We start from the raw sequence: 21,201 nt of genomic DNA on the forward strand, positions 1-21,201 counted from the left end.
GAGCTGGCTTGCCTGCGATGCAAGCGACCCGGTCTTTCGGTAAAACCGAGCGAAGGGTATCGCCGGCAAACCAGCGCCGACAAAAACAAAACGGCGACCCGAAGGTCGCCGCTGCATCAACTATCGACTGTTACGCCAGCCGGCCGAGCATTTCCTTGGCCTCGCCGCGCTGCACTTCATCACCTTCGGTGAGCACTTCGGAAAGGATATCCCGCGCACCGTCGGCGTCGCCCATGTCGATATAGGCTTGGGCCAGGTCGAGCTTGGTGGCGACTTCGTCAGTGCCGGAGAGGAAGTCGAACTCCGGCTCATCACCGCCCAGCGCCGCGTCTTCAGCGGTGAAGGACGGCTCGATGGAGGGGTGCTCCAGGCTCTGCGACAGGCGATCCAGCTCGGCGTTGACGTCATCCAGCTCCGAGGCGAAGGCATCAGGCTTGGCGGTGGCCTCCGGTTCGTCGGCCAGGGACAGGTCGAAATCTTCCGGCAGGTCGAAGTCATCCAGCGCCGCAGGCGTCAGGGTCGGCGGCTCGACCGCCGGCACATCCTTCATCTGGTCTTCAAGGCCGGAGAGGAAGTCGTCGTCGGACTGCGCCGAAACCGGGGCATCCAACTGCAGGTCGAGGTCGAAGTCCGAGAGATCATCCGGGCTCGCCTTGGCTTCGGTCTGCTGCTGCAACAGCGATTCAAACGTCTGCTGATCACCCTTGACCTCGGCCGGCGAAGCCGCTTCGAGATCGTCCAGGCTCAGGTCGAAATCGGTGTCGAACGCCTCAGGCTCAGGGGTCGCGGGTTTGTCTTCAAGCAAATCCTTGACGTACTGGGCATCCAGCGCGGCCGCGGCGACGGCGGCACTGACGCCTGCCGCCAGCACCGCCATGGCCGGGAAGCGGCTCTTGAGCTGCTCGACCTGGGCATGGTTTTCACCGTTGGCGACCAGTTGACGCTCCTGGGTGACGAAACCGTCCTTGTCGTTTTGCAGGCCGTAGACTTCCATCAGCTTCAAGCGCAGGTCGCTGCGCTTGGGCTCGTGCTTGATCGCTTGCTCCAACACGTCAGCGGCCTGGTTCAGATGGCCACGGTCTAGATGCGACTGTGCCTGTACCAATGCGTCGTTGGCATTTCCCGGGGCCACGGCAACGGCCAGCGGCGCGAGCACCGAAGCAACCGTCGGCGCCACCACCGCCGGCTCAACCACTGTGGCCGGCGCGGGAGCGGCCGCCAGCTTGACGTTCGGCGGCGGTACTTCCAGGCCTTCGAAGCTGTCGGGCGGCAGGTCGTGGTCGATATTGGAGGTGAAGGCCGGCTCTTCAGCCAGGGCCCGCGCCATGCGCAGGTGCTTTTCCTCTTCCAGGCGCGCATTGCGATGACGCGCCCACAACAGCAGGAGCAGCAGCACCAGCAAGCCCGCCGCACCGCCGATCACCCCCAGGACGATCGGGTTGGTCAGCAGGTCATTGAATTTGCCTTCGGTGGTGGCGGGCGCAGCCTCCGGCTTGATCGGCTCGGGTGCGGGCGCTGCTGGCGTAGCGGCAGCGGCCGGGGCTGCAGGGGCCGTTGAAGCGGCCGCCGGGTCGCTGGCCAACTGCGCGGGCATCGCCGCCGTGGCCTGCGCGCTCGGATCACCCTTCTCCGCCTGCAAGCGCGCGAGTTGATCGTTCTTCAGCTGAATCAGCTTTTGCAGCTTGTCCAACTGGCTCTGCAAGTCGGCCGCACGGCTTTTCAGCTCTTCGTTGTCGCGGCGAGTGGTGTCGAGTTGTTCCTGGGTCATCGCCAGCTTGTCGCTCAGCGCCTGGCCGTCGCCGGCCTTGCCCTTGCCGCCTTTGCGCGCTGCTTCGGCCGAGACCAGGCTCAGGTTGTCCTTGGCGTTGGTGCTTGCCGGTGCATTGCCGGCCTGGGTACGCCGGGTGGCGTCCAGCTGTTGCTTGCCTGCTGCTTGATTCGTGCCCGAACGGCGCCCCTCACGCCAGGCGGCGTTCTGTGCGCTGACTTCGGCAATCGCCTGTGGTTGCGCAAGTGCGGTGCTTTGCACCGGGTCGGGCAGGCGCAGGACCTGGCCGGTTTTCAGGCGGTTGATATTGCCGTCGATAAACGCATCGGGGTTGAGCGCCTGGATAGCCAGCATGGTCTGCTGTACCGAACCGCCGTTACGGTTCTTCGCGGCAATTTCCCACAAGGTATCGCGGGAGGTGGTTGTGTGTTGCGCAGGCTTGGTCGCTGCAGGCGCGGTGCTGGCTGCAGTCCCCGCACGCGGTGCAGGGACTGCGGCCGTCGGCGCTGGCTGGTCGAATTTTGCCGGGTCAAGCAACACGCTGTAGTCGCGCATCAAGCGGCCGTTGGGCCATTGCACCTGCAGCAGGAAGCGTACGTAGGAATCGGGCAACGGCTTGCTGGAGGTGACACGCACCACGCTGCGGCCGTTGGGATTGACCACCGGTGTAAAGGTCAGGTCATTGAGAAAGGCCTGGCGGTCAACCCCGGCATCCACAAACGCCTGGTCGGAAGCCAGGCTCGGGGTGATCTCGGACGCCGTGAGGCCACCGACATCGAGCAATTCGATTTCCACCGACAATGGCTGGTTCAACTTCGACTTGAGGGTCATCTCCCCCAGCTGCAGCGCCTGCGCCATACCGGAGGACAGCGCCGAGGCGGCCGCTATTGCTAACACCAGTTTGCGAACTTGAACCATAGCCTCATCCTTTGTTTGAACACTCCCCGGCCTGCGAGAAGGTTGGTAACCGCTGCCATAAGGCATGGCGAGCCGATAGGTCACCGACACGCTTCTGTTCCGCTTCGGGCCAAGCATAGCGCCTGGCTAGAATCAATCTACAAATTGCCGCCAAGTATCTTTTACGCAAGGCCTTTTATCAACAACTGCGCCAGCTGTACGGCGTTAAGCGCTGCGCCTTTGCGTACGTTATCTGACGCCAGCCACAAATTTAGTTCCGCCGGGTCATCCACACCGGCGCGCACTCGGCCGACATAGACCACATCCTGGCCCACCGCATCGCCCACGGCGGTGGGGTAATCCCCCTCCTCGACCAGCTCGATGCCGGGCGCTGCGTCCAGCGCGCGATTGACGGCAGCCAGATCCACCGCTGCCCCCAATTGCAACGACACTGTCAGGCTATCGCCAAAAAACACCGGGGCTTGAACGCAAGTGGCGGAAATCTTCAGGGAAGGCAAGCCCAGCACCGCGCGCAGTTCGTGGACGAGGCGTTTTTCCAGCGCGGTGTGGCCCTGGGCGTCTGGCGTGCCGACTTGCGCCAGCAGGTTGAACGCCATCTGCCGATCAAAGAACTGCGGCTCCAGCGGACGCACGTTCAGCAGCTCGGCGGTTTGCCGGGCCAGCTCGCTGACGGCCTCACGGCCCTGGGCGGAGACTGCCAGGCAGGCGGTGACATTCACCCGCTGGATATCCAGCAGGCCGCGCAATGGCGCCAGGACCACGGCCAGGTTGGTGGCAGAGGGGCTGGGACTGGCGAGCTGGAATGGCTTTTTCAGCCCCTTCAGCACCTCAGCATTGGCCTCCGGCACCACGTGGGGCGCCTGCTCTGCGGGCAAGGCGCCCGACAGGTCGATCACCGAGCATCCGGCGGCCGTGGCCCGTGGCGCGAAGCTCAGGGTCACTGCCGGCCCCGCCGCGAAGAACGCCAATTGCGCCTTGCTGAAATCGAACTCGTCGACTTCCTTGACCCGCACATTCTTGCCGCGAAACGGCACCGATGCCCCGGCGGAGTTGCTGCCCGCCAGCAGATACAGGGTGCCCACCGGGAAATCCAGTTCTTCGAGGATCTGCACCAGGGTTTCACCAACGGTGCCGGTGGCGCCGATCACGGCGATTTCAAAGGTCTGGGTCATGGGGCTGCCTCGGGCATTGCGGGGGGAGCGGCACTTTACCGGGTGGCTGGGGGTGAGGCAATTAGCCTGGGTTTTTGGGGGATGGCTGATGGCCTCATCGCAGGCAAGCCAGCTCCCACATTCGACCGAGTTTCTTCAGTTGAATGCGACCAAATGTGGGAGCTGGCTTGCCTGCGATGAGGCCCTCCAGGGCAATAAAAAACCCCGCACCTGTCACCAGGTCACGGGGTTTTTCAATGCAAGGAAGCGATCAACGCTCCAGCAAGATCCGCAGCATGCGACGCAGCGGCTCCGCCGCGCCCCACAGCAGCTGGTCGCCCACGGTGAATGCGCCGAGGAACTGGCTGCCCATGTTCAACTTGCGCAGACGGCCCACCGGTACATTCAGGGTGCCGGTGACCTTGGTCGGGCTCAGCTCCTGCATGCTGATGTCGCGATTGTTCGGCACCAGCTTGACCCACGGGTTGTGCTGGCTGATCAGCCCTTCGATATCAGCGATCGGCACGTCTTTATTCAGCTTGATGGTCAGCGCCTGGCTGTGGCAGCGCATGGCGCCGATGCGCACGCAGATGCCGTCCACCGGGATCGGGTTCTTGAAGCGCCCGAGGATCTTGTTGGTTTCGGCCTGGGCCTTCCACTCTTCACGGCTCTGGCCGTTCGGCAGTTCCTTGTCGATCCACGGGATCAGGCTGCCGGCCAGCGGCACGCCGAAGTTCTCGGTCGGGTAGGCATCGCTGCGCATGGCTTCGGCCACACGGCGGTCGATGTCGAGGATCGCGCTGGCCGGGTCGGCCAGTTGATCGGCGACGGCCGCGTGGGTCGCGCCCATCTGCTTGATCAGCTCACGCATGTTCTGCGCGCCGGCACCGGAGGCCGCCTGATACGTCATCGCGCTCATCCACTCGACCAGGCCGGCTTCGAACAAGCCGCCCAGGCCCATCAGCATCAGGCTGACGGTGCAGTTGCCGCCGACGTAGTTCTTGGTGCCGGCATCCAGCTGCTGGTCGATGACCTTGCGGTTGACCGGGTCGAGGATGATCACCGCGTCGTCCTGCATGCGCAGGCTCGAGGCGGCGTCGATCCAGTAGCCCTGCCAGCCGGCTTCACGCAGCTTGGGGAAGACTTCGCTGGTGTAGTCGCCACCCTGGCAGGTCAGAATCACGTCGAGGGTTTTCAGCTCTTCAATGCTGTAGGCGTCCTTGAGCGGGGCAATATCCTTGCCCACGGACGGCCCTTGGCCACCGACATTCGAAGTGGTGAAAAACACCGGCTCAATAAGATCGAAATCCTGCTCTTCCAGCATCCGCTGCATGAGCACGGAACCGACCATACCGCGCCAACCGATCAGACCTACACGTTTCATCGCAACTACACCTTGTTAAAAAGTGGGCCGCCTTGCAGCAACAACTGCAAGCGGGCCCGAGAGATTACAGATTCCGCAGCGCGGCGACTACTGCGTCGCCCATTTCTTGTGTGCCGACCTTGGTGCAACCCTGCGACCAGATGTCGCCGGTACGCAAACCTTGATCCAGCACCAGGCTCACGGCCTTCTCGATTGCATCCGCCGCTTCGCCCAGGTTGAAGCTGTAGCGCAGCATCATCGACACCGACAGGATGGTCGCCAGCGGGTTGGCAATGCCCTGGCCCGCGATGTCCGGCGCCGAACCATGGCAAGGCTCGTACATGCCCTTGTTGTTGGTGTCCAGGGACGCCGACGGCAGCATGCCGATGGAGCCGGTGAGCATCGACGCCTGGTCGGACAGGATGTCGCCGAACAGGTTGTCGGTGACGATCACGTCGAACTGCTTCGGCGCACGCACCAGTTGCATGGCGGCGTTATCGACGTACATGTGGCTCAGCTCGACGTCCGGGTAGTCCTTGGCGACTTCTTCGACGATTTCACGCCACAGCTGGCTGGACGCCAGCACGTTGGCCTTGTCCACCGAGCAGACTTTCTTGCCACGCACGCGGGCCATGTCGAAGCCGACACGGGCGATCCGGCGGATTTCGCTCTCGCTGTACGGCAGGGTGTCGTAGGCCTGGCGCTCACCATTTTCCAACTCGCGCACGCCGCGTGGCGAGCCGAAATAGATACCGCCGGTCAGTTCGCGCACGATCAGGATATCCAGGCCCGCGACCACTTCCGGCTTGAGGCTCGAGGCATCGGCCAGTTGCGGGTAGAGGATCGCCGGGCGCAGGTTGCCGAACAGGCCCAGTTGCGCACGGATTTTCAGCAGGCCGCGCTCAGGACGGATGTCACGCTCGATCTTGTCCCACTTCGGGCCACCCACGGCGCCGAGCAGCACGGCGTCGGCCGCGCGGGCGCGGTCCAGGGTTTCGTCAGCCAGCGGCACGCCATGCTTGTCGATGGCGGCGCCGCCGATCACGTCGTGGCTCAATTCGAAGCCCAGGCTGTACTTGCTGTTGGCGAGTTCCAGGACTTTGACCGCTTCGGCCATGATTTCCGGACCAATACCGTCGCCAGGGAGAATCAGAATCTGCTTGCTCATGCGTTCCTCATTTCATCAAGCGACCTGCCCGTGGGCAGGTCGGAAAAAGTTAATCAGCGCTCGGCGAAGACCACCAGCACGTCGGTGCTGAAGGTGCCGTCGGCTTGAATCTCGTAATAATCGCGCACTTCCTGGCCCATCGCCTGCTGCAGCTCAAGGATCGCGGCGCGCAGCGCCTGCGGCGTACGCATGCGTTCGACCCACGAGGTGTATTCCAGGCGCAGGCGCTGGCGGCTGCTGGTGCGCACATGCAGGCCGGCTTCGCTGAGCTGGCGCAGCCATTCGGCGGCGGAGTAATCACGCACGTGGCTGGTGTCGCGCAGCACCTCGACGGTTTGCAGGTAAGTGTCCAACAGTGGGCTGCCCGGTGACAACACATCGACGAACGCCGCCACGCCACCCGGCTTGAGCACCCGGCGCACTTCACGCAGGGCCAGGCCGAGGTCGCTCCAGTGATGGGCCGAGTAGCGGCTGAACACAAAGTCAAACTCGCCGTCGGCAAACGGCAGGCGTTCGGCGGCGCCGTGGACAGTGCGGATATTGCCCAGGCCACGGTCCTTGGCGGCGCCGGCCACCACGTCGAGCATCTGCTGGGACAGGTCGTAGGCCACGACTTCCCTGACCAGTGGTGCCACCTGGAAACTCACATGCCCGGCGCCGCAGCCCAGGTCCAGCAGTCGTGCACTGTCCTGCCCGGCCAGCTCGGCCTGGAGCAGCGCGAACTCGGTGCCCTGGGCGTGCACGGCACTGCTCAGGTAGGCCGAGGCTTGCTCGCCGAATTGTTTTTGCACGACTTGGGTGTGGGCGGTGTTGGTCATGGTGATGTTCCTGGCTTTTGTGTTGTTCGTACAGGCCCTTTCGCGAGCAAGCCCGCTCCCACATTTGATCGCATTTCAACTCAAGGAACTCGGTCGAATGTGGGAGCGGGCTTGCTCGCGAAGGGGCCAGTGCAGCCTATATAGAATTACGCATCACGAAACAACCAGGGCTGGCTGGCCCGGTGCTTGGCTTCAAACGCCGCAATCGCATCGCCGTCCTGCAAGGTCAGGCCGATGTCGTCCAGGCCGTTGAGCAGGCAGTGCTTGCGGAACGCGTCCACCTCAAAGTGATACACCTTGCCGTCCGGACGGGTCACGGTCTGCGCGGCCAGGTCGACAGTCAGCTGGTAGCCGACATCGGCTTCAACCTGCTTGAACAGCTCGTCCACTTCAGCGTCGCTCAGGATGATCGGCAACAGGCCGTTCTTGAAGCTGTTGTTGAAGAAGATGTCGGCGTAGCTCGGCGCGATGATGCTGCGAAAGCCATATTCTTCCAGGGCCCACGGCGCGTGTTCACGGCTGGAGCCGCAACCGAAGTTTTCCCGGGCCAGCAACACGCTGGCGCCCTGGTAGCGCTCGGCGTTGAGCACGAAGTCCTTGTTCAACGGGCGCTTGGAGTTGTCCTGGTAGGCATAACCCACGTCCAGGTAGCGCCACTCGTCGAACAGGTTGGGGCCGAAACCGGTGCGCTTGATCGACTTCAAGAACTGCTTGGGGATGATCTGGTCGGTGTCGACGTTGGCACGGTCCAACGGCGCGACCAATCCTGTGTGTTGGGTAAAAGCTCTCATCGGGTTTTCCTCAGATCAATTCGCGAACGTCGATGAAACGACCGTTGACGGCAGCGGCGGCGGCCATGGCCGGGCTGACCAGGTGGGTACGCCCACCGGCGCCCTGACGCCCTTCGAAGTTACGGTTGGAGGTCGACGCGCAATGCTCGCCCGACTCCAGGCGGTCCGGGTTCATCGCCAGGCACATCGAGCAGCCCGGCTCACGCCATTCAAACCCGGCTTCGAGGAAGATCTTGTCCAGGCCTTCGGCTTCGGCTTGCGCCTTGACCAGGCCCGAACCTGGCACCACGATCGCTTGCTTGATGGTCGAGGCCACCTTGCGGCCCTTGGCGATCACCGCCGCGGCGCGCAGGTCTTCGATCCGCGAGTTGGTGCAGGAACCGATAAACACGCGATCCAACTGGATGTCGGTGATCGCCTGGTTGGCTTTGAGGCCCATGTACTTCAAGGCGCGCTCGATGGAGCCGCGCTTGACCAGGTCGGCTTCCTGCGCCGGGTCCGGCACGTTCTGGTCGACGGCCAAGACCATTTCCGGCGAAGTGCCCCAGCTGACCTGCGGCTTGATCTGGGCAGCGTCCAGCTCGACCACGGTGTCGAACACCGCATCGGCGTCGGACACCAGGTCTTTCCAGGCTTCGACGGCGGCATCCCACTCCGCACCTTGCGGGGCGAACGGACGGCCTTTGACGTATTCCACGGTTTTTTTATCCGCCGCCACCATGCCCACGCGGGCACCGGCCTCGATGGACATGTTGCAGATGGTCATGCGGCCTTCGATGGACAGGTCGCGGATCGCGCTACCGGCGAACTCGATGGCATGCCCGTTACCGCCAGCGGTGCCGATCTTGCCGATCACCGCGAGGACGATGTCCTTGGCGGTCACACCGAAGGGCAGCTTGCCTTCAACGCGCACCAGCATGTTCTTCATTTTCTTGGCGACCAGGCACTGGGTGGCGAACACATGTTCCACCTCGGACGTGCCGATGCCGTGGGCCAGGGCGCCAAAGGCACCGTGGGTGGAGGTGTGGGAGTCGCCGCAGACCACGGTCATGCCCGGCAAGGTGGCGCCCTGCTCCGGGCCGATCACGTGCACGATCCCTTGACGCACGTCATTCATCTTGAATTCGGTGATGCCATATTCGTCGCAGTAATCGTCGAGGGTTTGCACCTGCAAACGCGAGACCTGGTCGGCAATCGCTTCGATGCCGCCCTTGCGCTCGGGAGTCGTCGGTACGTTGTGATCCGGGGTGGCGATGATCGAGTCGACGCGCCAAGGCTTGCGCCCGGCCAGGCGCAGGCCTTCGAACGCTTGGGGCGAGGTCACTTCATGGATGATGTGACGGTCGATATAGATCAGCGACGAGCCATCGTCGCGCCGTTTCACTTCATGGGAATCCCAAAGCTTGTCGTAAAGCGTTTTGCCGGCCATCAGTCGGTCCTCATCAGCGGTCTTTCTATGCCCCGGGTCTTGAGACATTCAATAACCCTTTGGCTTGTGAGGCTGATGGTATGGCGCTACATTAAATAACTCAAATTCATATTTTTTATGCTTTGGATTACCAACTGGAATAGCACAATGGACCTGGCCAACCTCAATGCCTTTATTGCCATCGCCGAGACCGGCAGTTTCTCTGGCGCCGGTGAACGCCTGCACCTGACCCAGCCGGCCATCAGCAAGCGAATTGCCGGCCTGGAGCAACAATTGAAGGTTCGCCTGTTCGACCGCCTGGGCCGTGAAGTGGGCCTGACCGAGGCCGGCCGCGCCCTGCTGCCGCGTGCCTATCAGATCCTGAATGTGTTGGACGACACCCGCCGCGCCCTCACCAACCTGACCGGTGAAGTCAGCGGTCGCCTGACCTTGGCCACCAGCCACCATATCGGCCTGCACCGCCTGCCGCCGATCCTGCGCACGTTTACCCGCGAGTACCCGAATGTGGCGCTGGATATCCAGTTTCTCGATTCGGAAGTGGCCTACGAAGAAATCCTCCACGGCCGCGCCGAAGTGGCCGTGATCACCTTGGCGCCCGATCCTCACCACCTTGTCCGCGCCACCCCGGTGTGGGACGACCCGCTGGATTTCGTGGTGGCGCCGGAACACAGCCTGATCAGCAACGGCTCCGTCAGCCTGGCCGATATTGCCGGCCACCCGGCGGTTTTCCCCGGAGGCAACACCTTTACGCACCATATTGTCAGCCGGCTGTTCGAGGCCCAGGGCCTGACGCCGAATATCGCGATGAGCACTAACTACTTGGAAACTATCAAGATGATGGTGTCGATCGGCCTGGCCTGGAGCGTTTTGCCACGCACCATGCTCGACGATCAGGTGGCAAGTATCGCTTTGCCGGGCATACAGCTCAGTCGCCAGCTAGGCTATATCGTGCACACCGAAAGGACGCTGTCGAACGCTGCGCGGGCTTTCATGAGCCTATTGGATGCACAGGTCGATCTGCCAGGGACACCGGCATGAACTTGTGCGCCCTCAAGGTCTGAACCTACCGCGCCGAACGCCCACAGAGCCAAGGCCCCTTGATAATGCGCAACCCCGTCGATTCCTTGCCTCCCCTGCCGCGCATCTACGCCCTTGACCCTCAAGAGGCGGAGCAAAGCTGGGACAGTGCCCCGCAACTGCTGGCCGCCCTGAATGCGGCGCGGCTGGGCGCATGGTGCTGGGAAATCGACACCGGGCGCATCAGTTGGTCGCGGGGTACCCAGGCGCTGTTCGGCTTCGATCCGCGCCAACCGCTGCCCAAGGACCTCGACTACCTGGACCTGCTCGCACCGCAGGACCGCACCCGCGTCGTGCGCGCCTTTCATGCGGTGCTGGCCGGCGAGCCGTTCGAGCAGGCCATGCATCACCACATCCAGTGGCCGGACGGCAGCCATCACTGGCTGGAAATCAACGGCAGCCTGGCCCCCGACAAGGCGGGCCGGCGCCGCATGATCGGGGTGATCCGCGAGACCACCCGCCAGCGCGAGCGCGAGCACGCCCTCAGCCACTCCGAAAAGCGCTTCGCCACGCTGTTTCACCTGTGCCCGAACATGGTCCTGCTGACTCGCCAATCCGACGGGCTGATCAGCGAAGCCAACCAGTATTTCGAAATGCACTTCGGCTGGCCGGTGGCCGACGTCATTGGCCGCACCACCCTGGACCTGGGCCTGTGGCGCCACCCCGAACAACGCGCGCAACTGGTCAGGGCCACTCAGCGCAAGGGCGAACCGATCAGCATGGAAGTACAGTTCTGCGCCAGCAACGGGCAGATTCACGATGGCACGCTCAGCGCGCAGAAAGTCGAACTGGAGGGCGAGGCCTACCTGATCAGCACCTTTGTCGACACCACCGATCGCAAAAATGCCGAGCAGGCGCTCAAGGACAGCCAGGAGCGCCTCGACCTGGCGCTGGACTCCGCGCAATTGGGCACCTGGGACTGGCACATTCCCAGCGGCATGCTCTACGGCTCGGCCCGCGCCGCCCAGTTGCATGGCTTGCCGCCCGAGCCGTTCCATGAATCCTTCGAGGCCTTCTTTGAAGGCATGCCCGATGAAGAACGCGACAATATGCGCGACGCCTACCGCACGTTGCGCGAAGGCCCGGCCGGCAACTATCAGTTGACCTACCGCGTGCAGCTGGAGGATGGCAGCTCGCGTTACCTGGAAAGCCGCGCCCGCCTCTACCGCGACGAACTGGGCGCGCCGCAGCGCATGGCCGGCACCCTGCTGGACATCACCGACCAGGTCGAACGCGAACAACGCCTGACCGCCTCCGAGGAAAAATTTGCCAGCCTGTTCCAGGCCAGCCCCGATCCGATCTGCGTCACCTACCTGGACAGCGGTGCATTCATCGAGATCAACCCGGCCTTTACCCAGACCTTCGGCTGGACCGCCGCCGAGGTCATCGACAAGAGCGCCGAGCAGATCGGCCTGTGGGACGAATCGAGCAAGCGCCTGCAGCGTATCGAACGGGTGATCCGCGAGCAGGGACTGAGCAACGTGGCCATCGTGGTGCACCACAAGAACGGCCAGGCCCTAACCTGCGTGATTTCCAGCCGCCTGATCAAGGTCGGCAACCAGCCGTGCATCGTCACCACGTTGCGCGACATTACCCAGCAGCAACGCTCGGAGGCCGCGCTGAAGGCCAGCGAAGAGAAGTTCGCCAAGGCGTTTCATTCCAGCCCCGACGCGATTTCCATCACCGAGCGCGACACCGGCCGTTATGTCGAGGTCAACGACGGCTTCTGCCGCCTGACCGGCTACCGCGCCGAGGATGCCATCGGCCTGACGCTGTACCAGATCGGCATCTGGGCCGACGAAAACCAGCGCGCGGCATTGCTCGCCGAGCTGCAGATCAAGGGGCGCATCCATCACCTGGAAATGCTCTGGCACAACAAGCGTGGCGAAGTGCTGGCGGTGGAGGTGTCGGTCGAGCCGATCACCCTCAATGAAACCCCGTGCCTGCTGCTGACCGCGCGCGACGTAAGCCTGTTGAAGAACGCCCAGGCACAGATTCGCCACCTGGCCTATCACGACCCGCTGACCAACCTGCCCAACCGCGCGCTGCTGATGGACCGCCTGAGCCAGCAGATTGCCCTGCTCAAGCGCCACAACCTGCGCGGTGCCCTGCTGTTTCTCGACCTCGACCACTTCAAGCACATCAACGATTCACTCGGCCACCCGGTGGGCGACACGGTGCTGAAAATCGTCACCGCACGCCTCGAAGCCAGCGTGCGCATGGAGGACACGGTGGCGCGCCTGGGCGGCGATGAATTTGTGGTGCTGCTCAGCGGGCTGGAGGGTACGCGCAGCGAAGTCAGCGGCCAGGTGCAGGAACTGGCCGATACCCTGCGCGAATTGCTTTCGGAACCGATGTTCCTCGATGGCCACCGCTTGCAGGTCACGCCGAGCATTGGCGTGGCACTGATTCCCGATCATGGCTCGACCCCGGCCGACTTGCTCAAGCGCGCCGACATCGCCCTGTACCGCGCCAAGGACTCGGGGCGCAACACCACGCAGATGTTCCACAACAGCATGCAGAAAACCGCCAGCGAGCGGCTGCGCATGGAGACTGACCTGCGCCTGGCACTCTCGCGTGGGGAGTTCAGCGTGCATTACCAGCCGCAGGTGGATGCGCGCGGCAACAAGATCGTCGGGGCCGAAGCACTGGTGCGCTGGCAGCATCCACAGCTGGGCGCACAGTCCCCCACCGAATTTATCAAGGTGCTGGAAGACAGCGGCCTGATCCTCGAAGTGGGCACCTGGATCCTCGATGAAGCCTGCGCCGCGTTCGAGCAATTGATTGCCGACGGCCTGGTGGACCCGTTGAATTTCAGCCTGTGCGTAAATATCAGCCCCCGACAGTTTCGCCAGAACGACTTTGTCGAACGGGTGGAGCGCAGCCTCAAGCAACATCGACTGCCTTACAGCCTGCTGAAGCTGGAAATCACCGAAGGCATCGTGATCCAGAACCTGGAAGACACCATCAGCAAGATGCGCCGGCTGAAAAAACTCGGCGTGAGCTTTGCGATGGATGACTTCGGCACCGGCTATTCATCGCTGACCTACCTCAAGCGCCTGCCGGTGGATGCGCTGAAAATCGACCAGTCGTTTGTACGCGACGCGACCCACGACCCGAACGACGCCGAAATCATCCGCGCCATCGTGGCCATGGCTCGCAGCTTGAACCTGGAAGTGATTGCCGAAGGCGTGGAAACCTCGGAGCAACTGGCATTCCTGCAAAAGCTGGGCTGCCATTTGTTCCAGGGTTTCTTACACAGCCGGCCCTTGCCGATCGAGGGGTTCAGGCAGTTGCTGGGTTAATACTCACACCAGCTTCAAGGCGGTCAGCGTCTTGCGCTTCCAGTGCGAGCTGCCTAGGTCGTACTTTTGCCCATACAGGTCCAGCGCCCCGCCCACTACCGCCACGGAGTGCCAGCCGTCCGCAAGCGTGCCGATGGCGCCGTCGGCCAATTCTTCAGCCGTGCTGTTACGGATATAGCCGAACAGCCCCAGCCGTTGCAGGGCCTCGCCGGGGTACTCGCCATCGTTGAGGGTTTCCAGCGCCACCGCAAACCCTTGTTCGGCGCGGAAGTCGTTGTTTTCCATTTGCGCCCGCTTGGCGCTGCAGGCGTACAGGAAGTTCGCGTAGTCCAGCAACACCGGGTTGCTGCCGGCAAAGTTCGAGGCGGCGGTGGCCTGCCTCAGCTCGGCATGGCTCAAACGCAGCCGGAAGCCATCGCGCATCGTCACTTCGCAGCCGCCCGGCGTCCTGACGATGGACGTGTAGATACCTTCCGGGAAACGAGTGATGGCGGCCTTGATTGCCGACACGGTGACGCAATTGCCCTCGACGCCCTGGTAAAAGCCGCTCCAGATGTCGGCATGCCTGATGCCCTCCGCCACTTGAGACTCCACCCCGTCCCTTTGCGGCGGCGTCTCACGGTCATCGAACAACACATACCCGTAACCATTGCCGTGTGGGTGACTGGCGACCCCCACCACGAGCGCGGCGCCAAAGTCATGGGTCTGGCGGACCCAGGGCGACTCCCTGCCGACCATGTCACGAGCGGCAACCCAACGCGACAGCCCATAGACGCCCATCCCTTCCAGGCAACGCTTGCTTGTCTCGCCCTCAAGGCTTTTTGCCAGGGCCGCCTCAAACGTCGGATAGCACCCCAACTGCTGCTTGCGCTTTACAAACGCAGCCAACATGAAGTTGGCGTGCTTCACCACGTCAGGGTCCTGCCCGCTGAACCGCGAAGCCTGCGCGGCCCGCTCAAGCTCGGCCTGGGACACCTGCACCCGGTATTGATCCTTCATGGTGACGGCATAACCATCACCCGCCGGGGTGACTTCGCTGAAAACATCGGAGGCACGCGGGCCGAGGGTCATCATCATCATATTGATAACGGCCACGTGAGTACTGCAGTCAAAGCGCTCGCCGAATCGACGCTCGGCGCCTTGAAGTGCATTCACGAGGTCACCCCGTTTCGCACCGGCCTGCACATTGAAACCACTCGCAACAGGCTCAGGCAACCGATTTGGCACCACCGAGCCACGACCATCAATTGAAGCGTTCATGGAATTGTTCACTCAAGACAGGGCAGGAAAAAAGTGCAGCCAGAGATCCCGGCTGCATCCTTTAACAGGAAACGAATAGCCGTGGATCAGATCAGTGCGACGGCGTCACCCCGCGTCGGCGCCGAGCCCTGCCGCCCGTAAATCTCTTCGCGTCCATTGATCACGGCCACCGAATGGTAGGCTCGGTTGCACATGCCCAATTGGCCCTTGGCCAGATCGCGCACGCTGACCCGCTTCATATGGTGCCTCAGCCCCAAGCGCAGGAAGCCTTCACCGGGGCCGTTGTCATCTTCGCCATCGTTCAAACTCTTTACAGCCGCTCTAAAACTGCGCGCTGCCGTGCCGTCGTTGTTTTCCATTTGTGCCCGCTTGGCACTGACCGCGAACAGAAACTGCGCGTCCTTGAGCATGCCTTTATCCGTGCCTTTAAATAGCGAGCCTGCCGCGCCTATTTGCAACTCCTGGTCGGTCAGCCTGACCACAACATCATCACGCATCGTTACTCGATAACCGTCGTTCGTCTTTAACACCTCCTTATAGATATCCGTAGGGCTTTGGCCAAACCGATACATCGCTGCCTTGATGGCGGATACCGTGACACAGTTGCCATCCGGGCCTTGGCGGAAGCCACTCCAGATATTGTCCGGCTTGGTGCCGTTGCGTTTATCGGACAAGTTCGGGATCTGGGTCGGTACAGTGGGCATCGGTTGCGGTGCGGGTGCCGGCGCTGGCAGAGGGGCCGGTATTGGCGCTGGCATGGGCGCCGGCACTAACGGGGGAGTGACTTCTGGTCTCGGCGTAATAGCGGGAGTGCTCTTGTCCGGTCTAGCCGATATCAAGTCGATCAACCGAGTGATCAATGAATTGAACAATGTAATCAGGCCGGCAATCGGGGCTAAGTTATCTCCTATCGCGACATTGTTCTGCGGCACGCTCACGGGCGTCGATACAGGGCCTGGGCCAAAGCCTGACTGTTTCGGTTCACCAGGCCCCGTGGTTTCATTAGTTGCGTCCGGTAACTCCCTGTTCAACGCCTGGCGTACGTCCACTACGCGAGCAATATTATTAATTGAGCAGCATGACATGACTGTCTCTCCACTTTTTTAGCGACTCTCCGAACGCCTGGTCCGGAGAGCGCTGTTTTTTATCGAAGAAGTCGAAACACGACGCCAGGCATCAAGTCCTTACCCGTCGACGGTTGATAAAGCTCCAGCCCTGCAGATCGGTTTGGTTTTCAGCGGGGCCCGGGCTGGTCACATCAGGCACAGGCGTTGGCACGACAGGGTTGACCGGCGGCTGCGGTGCAACGTCGGGCTTGGGCTGTGGATTGACCGGTGGCTGCGGTGCAACGTCTGGCTTGGGCTGTGGCGTGAGCGGTGGCTGTGGTGCAGCGTCTGGTTTGGGTTGTGGCGTGAGCGGTGGCTGTGGTGCAGCGTCTGGCTTGGGCTGTGGATTGAGCGGCGGCTGCGGTGCAGCGTCTGGCTTTGGCTGTGGCGTCAGCGGTGGCTGTGGCGCAGCGTCTGGCTTGGGTTGGGGCGTGAGCGGTGGCTGTGGCGCAGCGTCTGGCTTGGGTTGGGGCGTGAGCGGCGGCCGCACGCCTTTGTCATGCTCGGAGCGGGTGTCAGGGCAGTGACAATGGTTGACATTGACCTCCACTTTCACCTGCGCATTGGCATTGTTGGTAACTTTGACATCGGGTTGGGGAAACGGAGGTAGAACGCCCGGAATGGCTTTAGGCGTAATCACACTCAGCCCGCCATCATCTATTTTGACCTTTGGCTGCTCTGCGGCATCGGGTGCGACCTTGGGTAACGGGTTCGCCCCAGGCTTCACTTTCAGCGGGTCTGCCGCGTCGGGCGCCACTTTCGGCTGCGGGGTCGCCTCTGGCTTCACTTTTGGCTGGTCTGCCGCGTCGGGAGCCACCTTCGGCAACGGGTTCGCCTCTGGTTTCACTTTGGGCTGGTCTGCCGCGTCGGGAGCCACCTTCGGCAACGGGGTCGCCTCTGGCTTCACTTTTGGCTGCTCTGCCGCGTCGGGCGCCACCTTCGGCAACGGGTTCGCCTCTGGTTTCACTTTGGGCTGGTCTGCCGCGTCGGGCGCTACTTTCGGCTGCGGGTTCGCCTCTGCCTTCACTTTTGGTTGGTCTGCTGCATTCGGCGCAACTTTCGGCAACGCGCTTGAATCCGTACTCGCTTTGTCGTGAGGCGCGGCATCCGGCTTGACCTTGGCTTTGGCCGCCGTATCGGAAGCGGCCTTGAGGTCGGGAGTTACATCTTTCCCCGACAGCATTTCGCGCATGGCTTTGAAGACTTGTTCAAGCATGTCAAATAACTTTGAAAGCGCGCGGGCGTTAATCATCATTTCGCCCTGCGGCCCTCGGCTAATATCTTGCTGGGTAGCAGGCGGGATAACTTTTGAATCAGTCGCCGGTGTAGAGAGTGTTGCAGCGCTTTTTGGGAGTGTGGGCGTTTGTGGGTCTTGGGGAGCTGTATCGAACTTTACATAAGGCGAATTATTAATCGAGAAAGACATATCAAATTCCTTAGTCAGCGCAGCCAGGCGGTGAATACCTGGGACAGCGATAGGATTTATGGAGGCTGAATACAACCGCGTTGCATCTCAGTCTCCTAATTCGTGGAAACTGACGCTATCGAGTTCCAGAAATCGCGCTTCACATAAGGAAAGAAAAGCAAACTTTCAGACTTTGCCTCATCGCCACCTGGAGCCAGCCGTGATTTATCGTGCCCGCACCTTCTCGCGACAGACATATGCACTTATAAACCGAGAGACCTGTCACTCAGCGACATAATTAACCGTACTTTCAAACGAATGCCTGTGATAGTTCACGCGCACAGGCATACCCCACAGCACTGGCTGGTTTATCAACTCGAACAACGACAGTGACTTTCAGAATATTTCGCCGGTAACGTTTAAACGTATTAAAACGCAAAAATGCTCCTTATCTTTCGATAAGGAGCATTCGTTTTGAAATACCGGCAGACAGTTTCCGGGGTCAGGCGGCAACCGCAGGACTCATCCCCAATAAACGGCTGACCTGGTCAAGTTCAGTTTCGCGGCGCAGGGCGGTAAACAGTTCCACCGCTTCCGGGTAATTGCGCGTCAACATCGCCAGCCACTGTTTCAGTCGCCCCGGCGCCTGCCGCTCGGTCAGTTGCGCTACCGATTGGGTCCAGAAATCCTGAAGCAGGGGCTGCAGTTGCGCCCAGGTCATTTCCACCACTTCCTCACCCGCGCGTGCCGCGGCGATCTGGCGTGCCAGGTCAGGACGCGCAACCAGGCCGCGACCGAGCATGATGTCTTCGACGCCGCTGATTTCCCGGCAACGCCGCCAGTCTTCGACACTCCAGATATCACCGTTGGCGAATACCGGGACCTTGACCACGTCCTGCACGCGCGGGATCCACTCCCAGTGCGCAGGCGGCTTGTAACCATCAGTCTTGGTCCGCGCATGCACCACAATGTGCGCCGCGCCGCCCTCGGCCAGGGCGGTTGCGCAGACCAGTGCGCCGTCCGGGCTGTCGAAACCCAGGCGCATCTTGGCAGTGACCGGAATATGCGCGGGAACAGCGCGGCGTACGTGTTCGACGATCTGGTTGAGCAGCTCCGGCTCCTTGAGCAGCACCGCCCCGCCACGCGACTTGTTGACGGTCTTGGCCGGGCAGCCGAAGTTCAGGTCGATGACCTGCGAGCCCAACTCGCAGGCGAGCGCGGCGTTTTCCGCCAGGCACACCGGGTCCGAGCCGAGCAACTGCACGCGCAGAGGCACGCCGGCAGCGGTATGGGCACCGTGCAGCAGTTCCGGAGCGAGCTTGTGAAAATACGCCGGGGTGAGCAAGCGGTCGTTGACGCGAATGAACTCGGTCACGCACCAGTCGATACCGCCGACTCGGGTCAGCACGTCCCGCAGGATGTTGTCGACCAACCCCTCCATGGGCGCCAAAGCAATTTGCATGGAAAACACTCAACAAAAATCGTGGCGCAGTTTACTGGGTTTCCCACGGCAACCGTTAACCCCCTGTCAGGGCGGGGCCATAACCGTCGAGAAACTCGGGCGGCATGCGCTTGGGCTTGCCGGTGGACAGTTCGATGCACACAAAGGTGGTCTGCGCCCGCAACAGCGTGGTGCCATCGCGCGGGCGCAGCAGCTGGAAGCGGCGGGTCATTTTCAGGCGCTGGTCCCAGTCGACGATCCAGGTCGCCAGTTGCAGCTCGTCGCCCTCGTAGCCGGCGGCCAGGTAATCGATTTCATGCCGCACCACGGCCATGGCGCGATCCAGGCGGCGGTATTCGGTCAGATCCAGCCCCAGGCGCTGTGAGTGGCGCCAGGCGCAGCGCTCCAGCCAGGACACGTACACCGCGTTATTGGCGTGCCCGAGGCCGTCGATGTCTTCAGGGGCGACCTGCAGATCGATGATAAACGGCGTTGCCAAATCCCAGCCCATGCCTTGCTCCCAGTCGATTAATGTCGGCGGGGAGCAGTGTATCAGGCGGTTTGCCGCTCCTGTAGACGACGGCCGGCCAACAGCGCCAGTACCCCGTCGATCACGCGGGGATCGGCCAGTACTTTCTGGTGACCGCCCTGCTCCAGGCGTAGCAGGCGGCTGTCGAACCAGGCTTCATGGATGGCTTGCGATGCCTTGACCGGCACGAAGGTATCGTCTTCGGCGTGCACGATCAGGCCGGGGATATTCATCTGGTAGTGGGCCACATCCAGATGCTTGAGCGGCATGCCGAAGGTCAGCTCTACTTCCTGGATAAACGCCGAACGCGCCCGCGCCGGCAGCCCGACCATCTGGGTAAAACCGCGCAGCACATCCAGAAAGCGCGACGGCGCGGCAATGCTCACCAACGCCTCGGTACGCAGCCCCAACTGCACCGCCAGCATCGCACTGGCGCCGCCCATCGAATGGCCGATCACCGCGTGCAACGGTGGCAGTTCCGCCGCTGCCTCCAGCATGGCACGCGCAAAGAGCAGCACATGCGCTTCTCGCCCCGGAGAAAGCCCGTGGGCGGGACCGTCCAGGGCAATCACGGAGTAGCCGTTGTCCACCAACGCGGTGATCAAGCTGGCGAACTGCGTGGGGCGCCCTTCCCAACCGTGCATCAACAGCACCGCCGGGCCCTGGCCCCAACGCAAAGCCGACAAGCCGAAACGCAAAGTGATGCGCTCCGATTGCGCCAGCAGCGGCAGCTCCCAGTCACGCGGCGGCAGGTCGCGCGGAGTCATGAAGGCGCGACGCATCTTGTTGGCCACCGTGTGCGGTGCCAGGTGCCCCAGCGTGCCATTGATGCGACGAATCCAGGTCAATGTGCCCATCCTGCAAGCCCTCTCCTTAACGCACCGCCGACTTGGCCGCGCGTAACACTCGATCCGACAACTCACCCGGCCCCAGCGCGCGCGCCAAGGCCAGGCCACCGATCATCAGCGCCATGTCCGCCAGGGCTTTATCGGTGTCTTCGGGGCTGGCAGCGAGTTGAGCGGCCATCAGCTCCACGTGTTCGTTCAGCGCATCGCGAAAAGCGTCGGGCAAACGGGCCATCTCGCCCACGGTGGCCGGGATCGGGCACGCCTGGGCAGTTGAGTCGCGGTGCTTGCGTGACAGGTAAAACGCCGCCACCAGCCCCCTGCGTTCTTCGCCGGTCAGCTGTGCATCCATATCGTCGATCGATGCACGACGCCGGGCCAGTAACTGAGTGAAGGCCTCCAGCATCAGCGCGTCCTTGCTTTCAAAGTGCGCGTAGAAACCGCCGACGGTCAGCCCCGCCGCGCCCATGACTTCACCCACGCTCGGCTCGGCCGGGCCACGCTGGATCAACGCGGCGCTGGCGGCTTGCAGAATACGTTCGCGGGTTTGCGCTTTTTTATCGTTCATCGTTGCCTCCGTCTTTCATGGGTTGAATATTATTACCATAATAATATTTCGCAAGCGACAGGCATGACCGCTGGTCAGAACACAGGAAGGGGAATGAGAAGAGGATTGGCCAAACGCCAGACAAACAAAAGGGCCATTCAATAATTGAATGACCCTTAAAAATCCCGCAGAGCGGGTAATCGTGGCGTCCCCTAGGGGACTCGAACCCCTGTTACCGCCGTGAAAGGGCGGTGTCCTAGGCCACTAGACGAAGGGGACA

At 62.2% G+C, this 21,201-nt stretch carries 16 protein-coding genes and 1 tRNA gene; 2 read left to right on the forward strand and 15 right to left on the reverse strand.

Annotated features, from left to right (window positions below):
* Positions 1–130 precede the first annotated feature (130 nt).
* From AC07SI_RS14480 to leuC, 7 genes are all read right to left on the reverse strand, one after another.
* Positions 131–2,686: a FimV/HubP family polar landmark protein gene (locus AC07SI_RS14480; RefSeq protein WP_495005941.1), complete on the reverse strand. Its 2,556-nt coding sequence runs from the start codon at positions 2,684–2,686 to the stop codon at positions 131–133.
* Positions 2,687–2,847: 161 nt separating this feature from the next.
* Positions 2,848–3,858 (reverse strand): aspartate-semialdehyde dehydrogenase, encoded by a 1,011-nt coding sequence (locus tag AC07SI_RS14485; RefSeq protein WP_495005942.1) that lies wholly within the window; start codon positions 3,856–3,858, stop codon positions 2,848–2,850.
* Positions 3,859–4,108: 250 nt separating this feature from the next.
* Entirely contained in the window at positions 4,109–5,221 is a 1,113-nt protein-coding gene (gene asd / locus AC07SI_RS14490; RefSeq protein WP_005789767.1) for an aspartate-semialdehyde dehydrogenase, read from the reverse strand.
* A gap of 64 nt (positions 5,222–5,285) precedes the next feature.
* On the reverse strand, positions 5,286–6,368 hold the full coding sequence (gene leuB, locus AC07SI_RS14495) for a 3-isopropylmalate dehydrogenase (protein WP_065904535.1): 1,083 nt from the start codon (positions 6,366–6,368) through the stop codon (positions 5,286–5,288).
* 53 nt (positions 6,369–6,421) lie between these two features.
* The gene (locus AC07SI_RS14500) at positions 6,422–7,186 is read right to left on the reverse strand and encodes a class I SAM-dependent methyltransferase (RefSeq protein WP_495005943.1); all 765 of its coding nucleotides are present in this window, start codon (positions 7,184–7,186) and stop codon (positions 6,422–6,424) included.
* A 146-nt stretch (positions 7,187–7,332) separates the two neighbouring features.
* Complete coding sequence (gene leuD, locus AC07SI_RS14505) at positions 7,333–7,977, reverse strand: 3-isopropylmalate dehydratase small subunit (RefSeq protein WP_065904531.1); 645 nt, start codon at positions 7,975–7,977, stop codon at positions 7,333–7,335.
* A gap of 10 nt (positions 7,978–7,987) precedes the next feature.
* The gene (gene leuC, locus AC07SI_RS14510) at positions 7,988–9,406 is read right to left on the reverse strand and encodes a 3-isopropylmalate dehydratase large subunit (RefSeq protein ID WP_495005944.1); all 1,419 of its coding nucleotides are present in this window, start codon (positions 9,404–9,406) and stop codon (positions 7,988–7,990) included.
* Between the two features lie 147 nt (positions 9,407–9,553).
* On the opposite strand from leuC, the gene AC07SI_RS14515 reads away from it, so the two are divergent.
* Together AC07SI_RS14515 and AC07SI_RS14520 are read left to right on the forward strand one after the other, a co-directional pair.
* The gene (locus AC07SI_RS14515) at positions 9,554–10,444 is read left to right on the forward strand and encodes a LysR family transcriptional regulator (RefSeq protein WP_065904527.1); all 891 of its coding nucleotides are present in this window, start codon (positions 9,554–9,556) and stop codon (positions 10,442–10,444) included.
* A 65-nt stretch (positions 10,445–10,509) separates the two neighbouring features.
* Complete coding sequence (locus AC07SI_RS14520; RefSeq protein ID WP_495005945.1) at positions 10,510–13,788, forward strand: EAL domain-containing protein; 3,279 nt, start codon at positions 10,510–10,512, stop codon at positions 13,786–13,788.
* Positions 13,789–13,791: 3 nt separating this feature from the next.
* Here the strand turns inward: AC07SI_RS14520 and AC07SI_RS14525 are convergent, their stop codons facing one another.
* From AC07SI_RS14525 to AC07SI_RS14560, 8 genes are all read right to left on the reverse strand, one after another.
* Positions 13,792–14,943 carry a hypothetical protein gene (locus AC07SI_RS14525; protein ID WP_495005946.1) on the reverse strand — a complete coding sequence of 384 codons (1,152 nt, stop codon included), beginning with the start codon at positions 14,941–14,943 and terminating at the stop codon, positions 13,792–13,794.
* Positions 14,944–15,134: 191 nt separating this feature from the next.
* Positions 15,135–15,722, reverse strand: a complete 588-nt coding sequence (locus tag AC07SI_RS14530; protein WP_495005947.1) for a hypothetical protein — start codon at positions 15,720–15,722, stop codon at positions 15,135–15,137.
* A 502-nt stretch (positions 15,723–16,224) separates the two neighbouring features.
* Complete coding sequence (locus AC07SI_RS14535; protein WP_495005948.1) at positions 16,225–17,580, reverse strand: hypothetical protein; 1,356 nt, start codon at positions 17,578–17,580, stop codon at positions 16,225–16,227.
* 481 nt (positions 17,581–18,061) lie between these two features.
* Positions 18,062–19,021 (reverse strand): tRNA dihydrouridine synthase, encoded by a 960-nt coding sequence (locus AC07SI_RS14540; protein WP_065904516.1) that lies wholly within the window; start codon positions 19,019–19,021, stop codon positions 18,062–18,064.
* Between the two features lie 55 nt (positions 19,022–19,076).
* A complete protein-coding gene (locus AC07SI_RS14545; protein WP_106803170.1) occupies positions 19,077–19,511 on the reverse strand; it encodes an acyl-CoA thioesterase in 435 nt (144 codons plus the stop codon).
* A 41-nt stretch (positions 19,512–19,552) separates the two neighbouring features.
* On the reverse strand, positions 19,553–20,386 hold the full coding sequence (locus tag AC07SI_RS14550) for an alpha/beta hydrolase (RefSeq protein WP_495005949.1): 834 nt from the start codon (positions 20,384–20,386) through the stop codon (positions 19,553–19,555).
* A 16-nt stretch (positions 20,387–20,402) separates the two neighbouring features.
* Positions 20,403–20,942, reverse strand: coding sequence for a TetR/AcrR family transcriptional regulator (locus AC07SI_RS14555; protein WP_065904511.1), 540 nt, complete (start codon positions 20,940–20,942; stop codon positions 20,403–20,405).
* Between the two features lie 182 nt (positions 20,943–21,124).
* Positions 21,125–21,200, reverse strand: a tRNA-Glu gene (locus AC07SI_RS14560).
* Between the last annotated feature and the right edge of the window lies 1 nt (position 21,201).

This window comes from Pseudomonas sp. GW821-FHT05D12 (assembly GCF_059419825.1).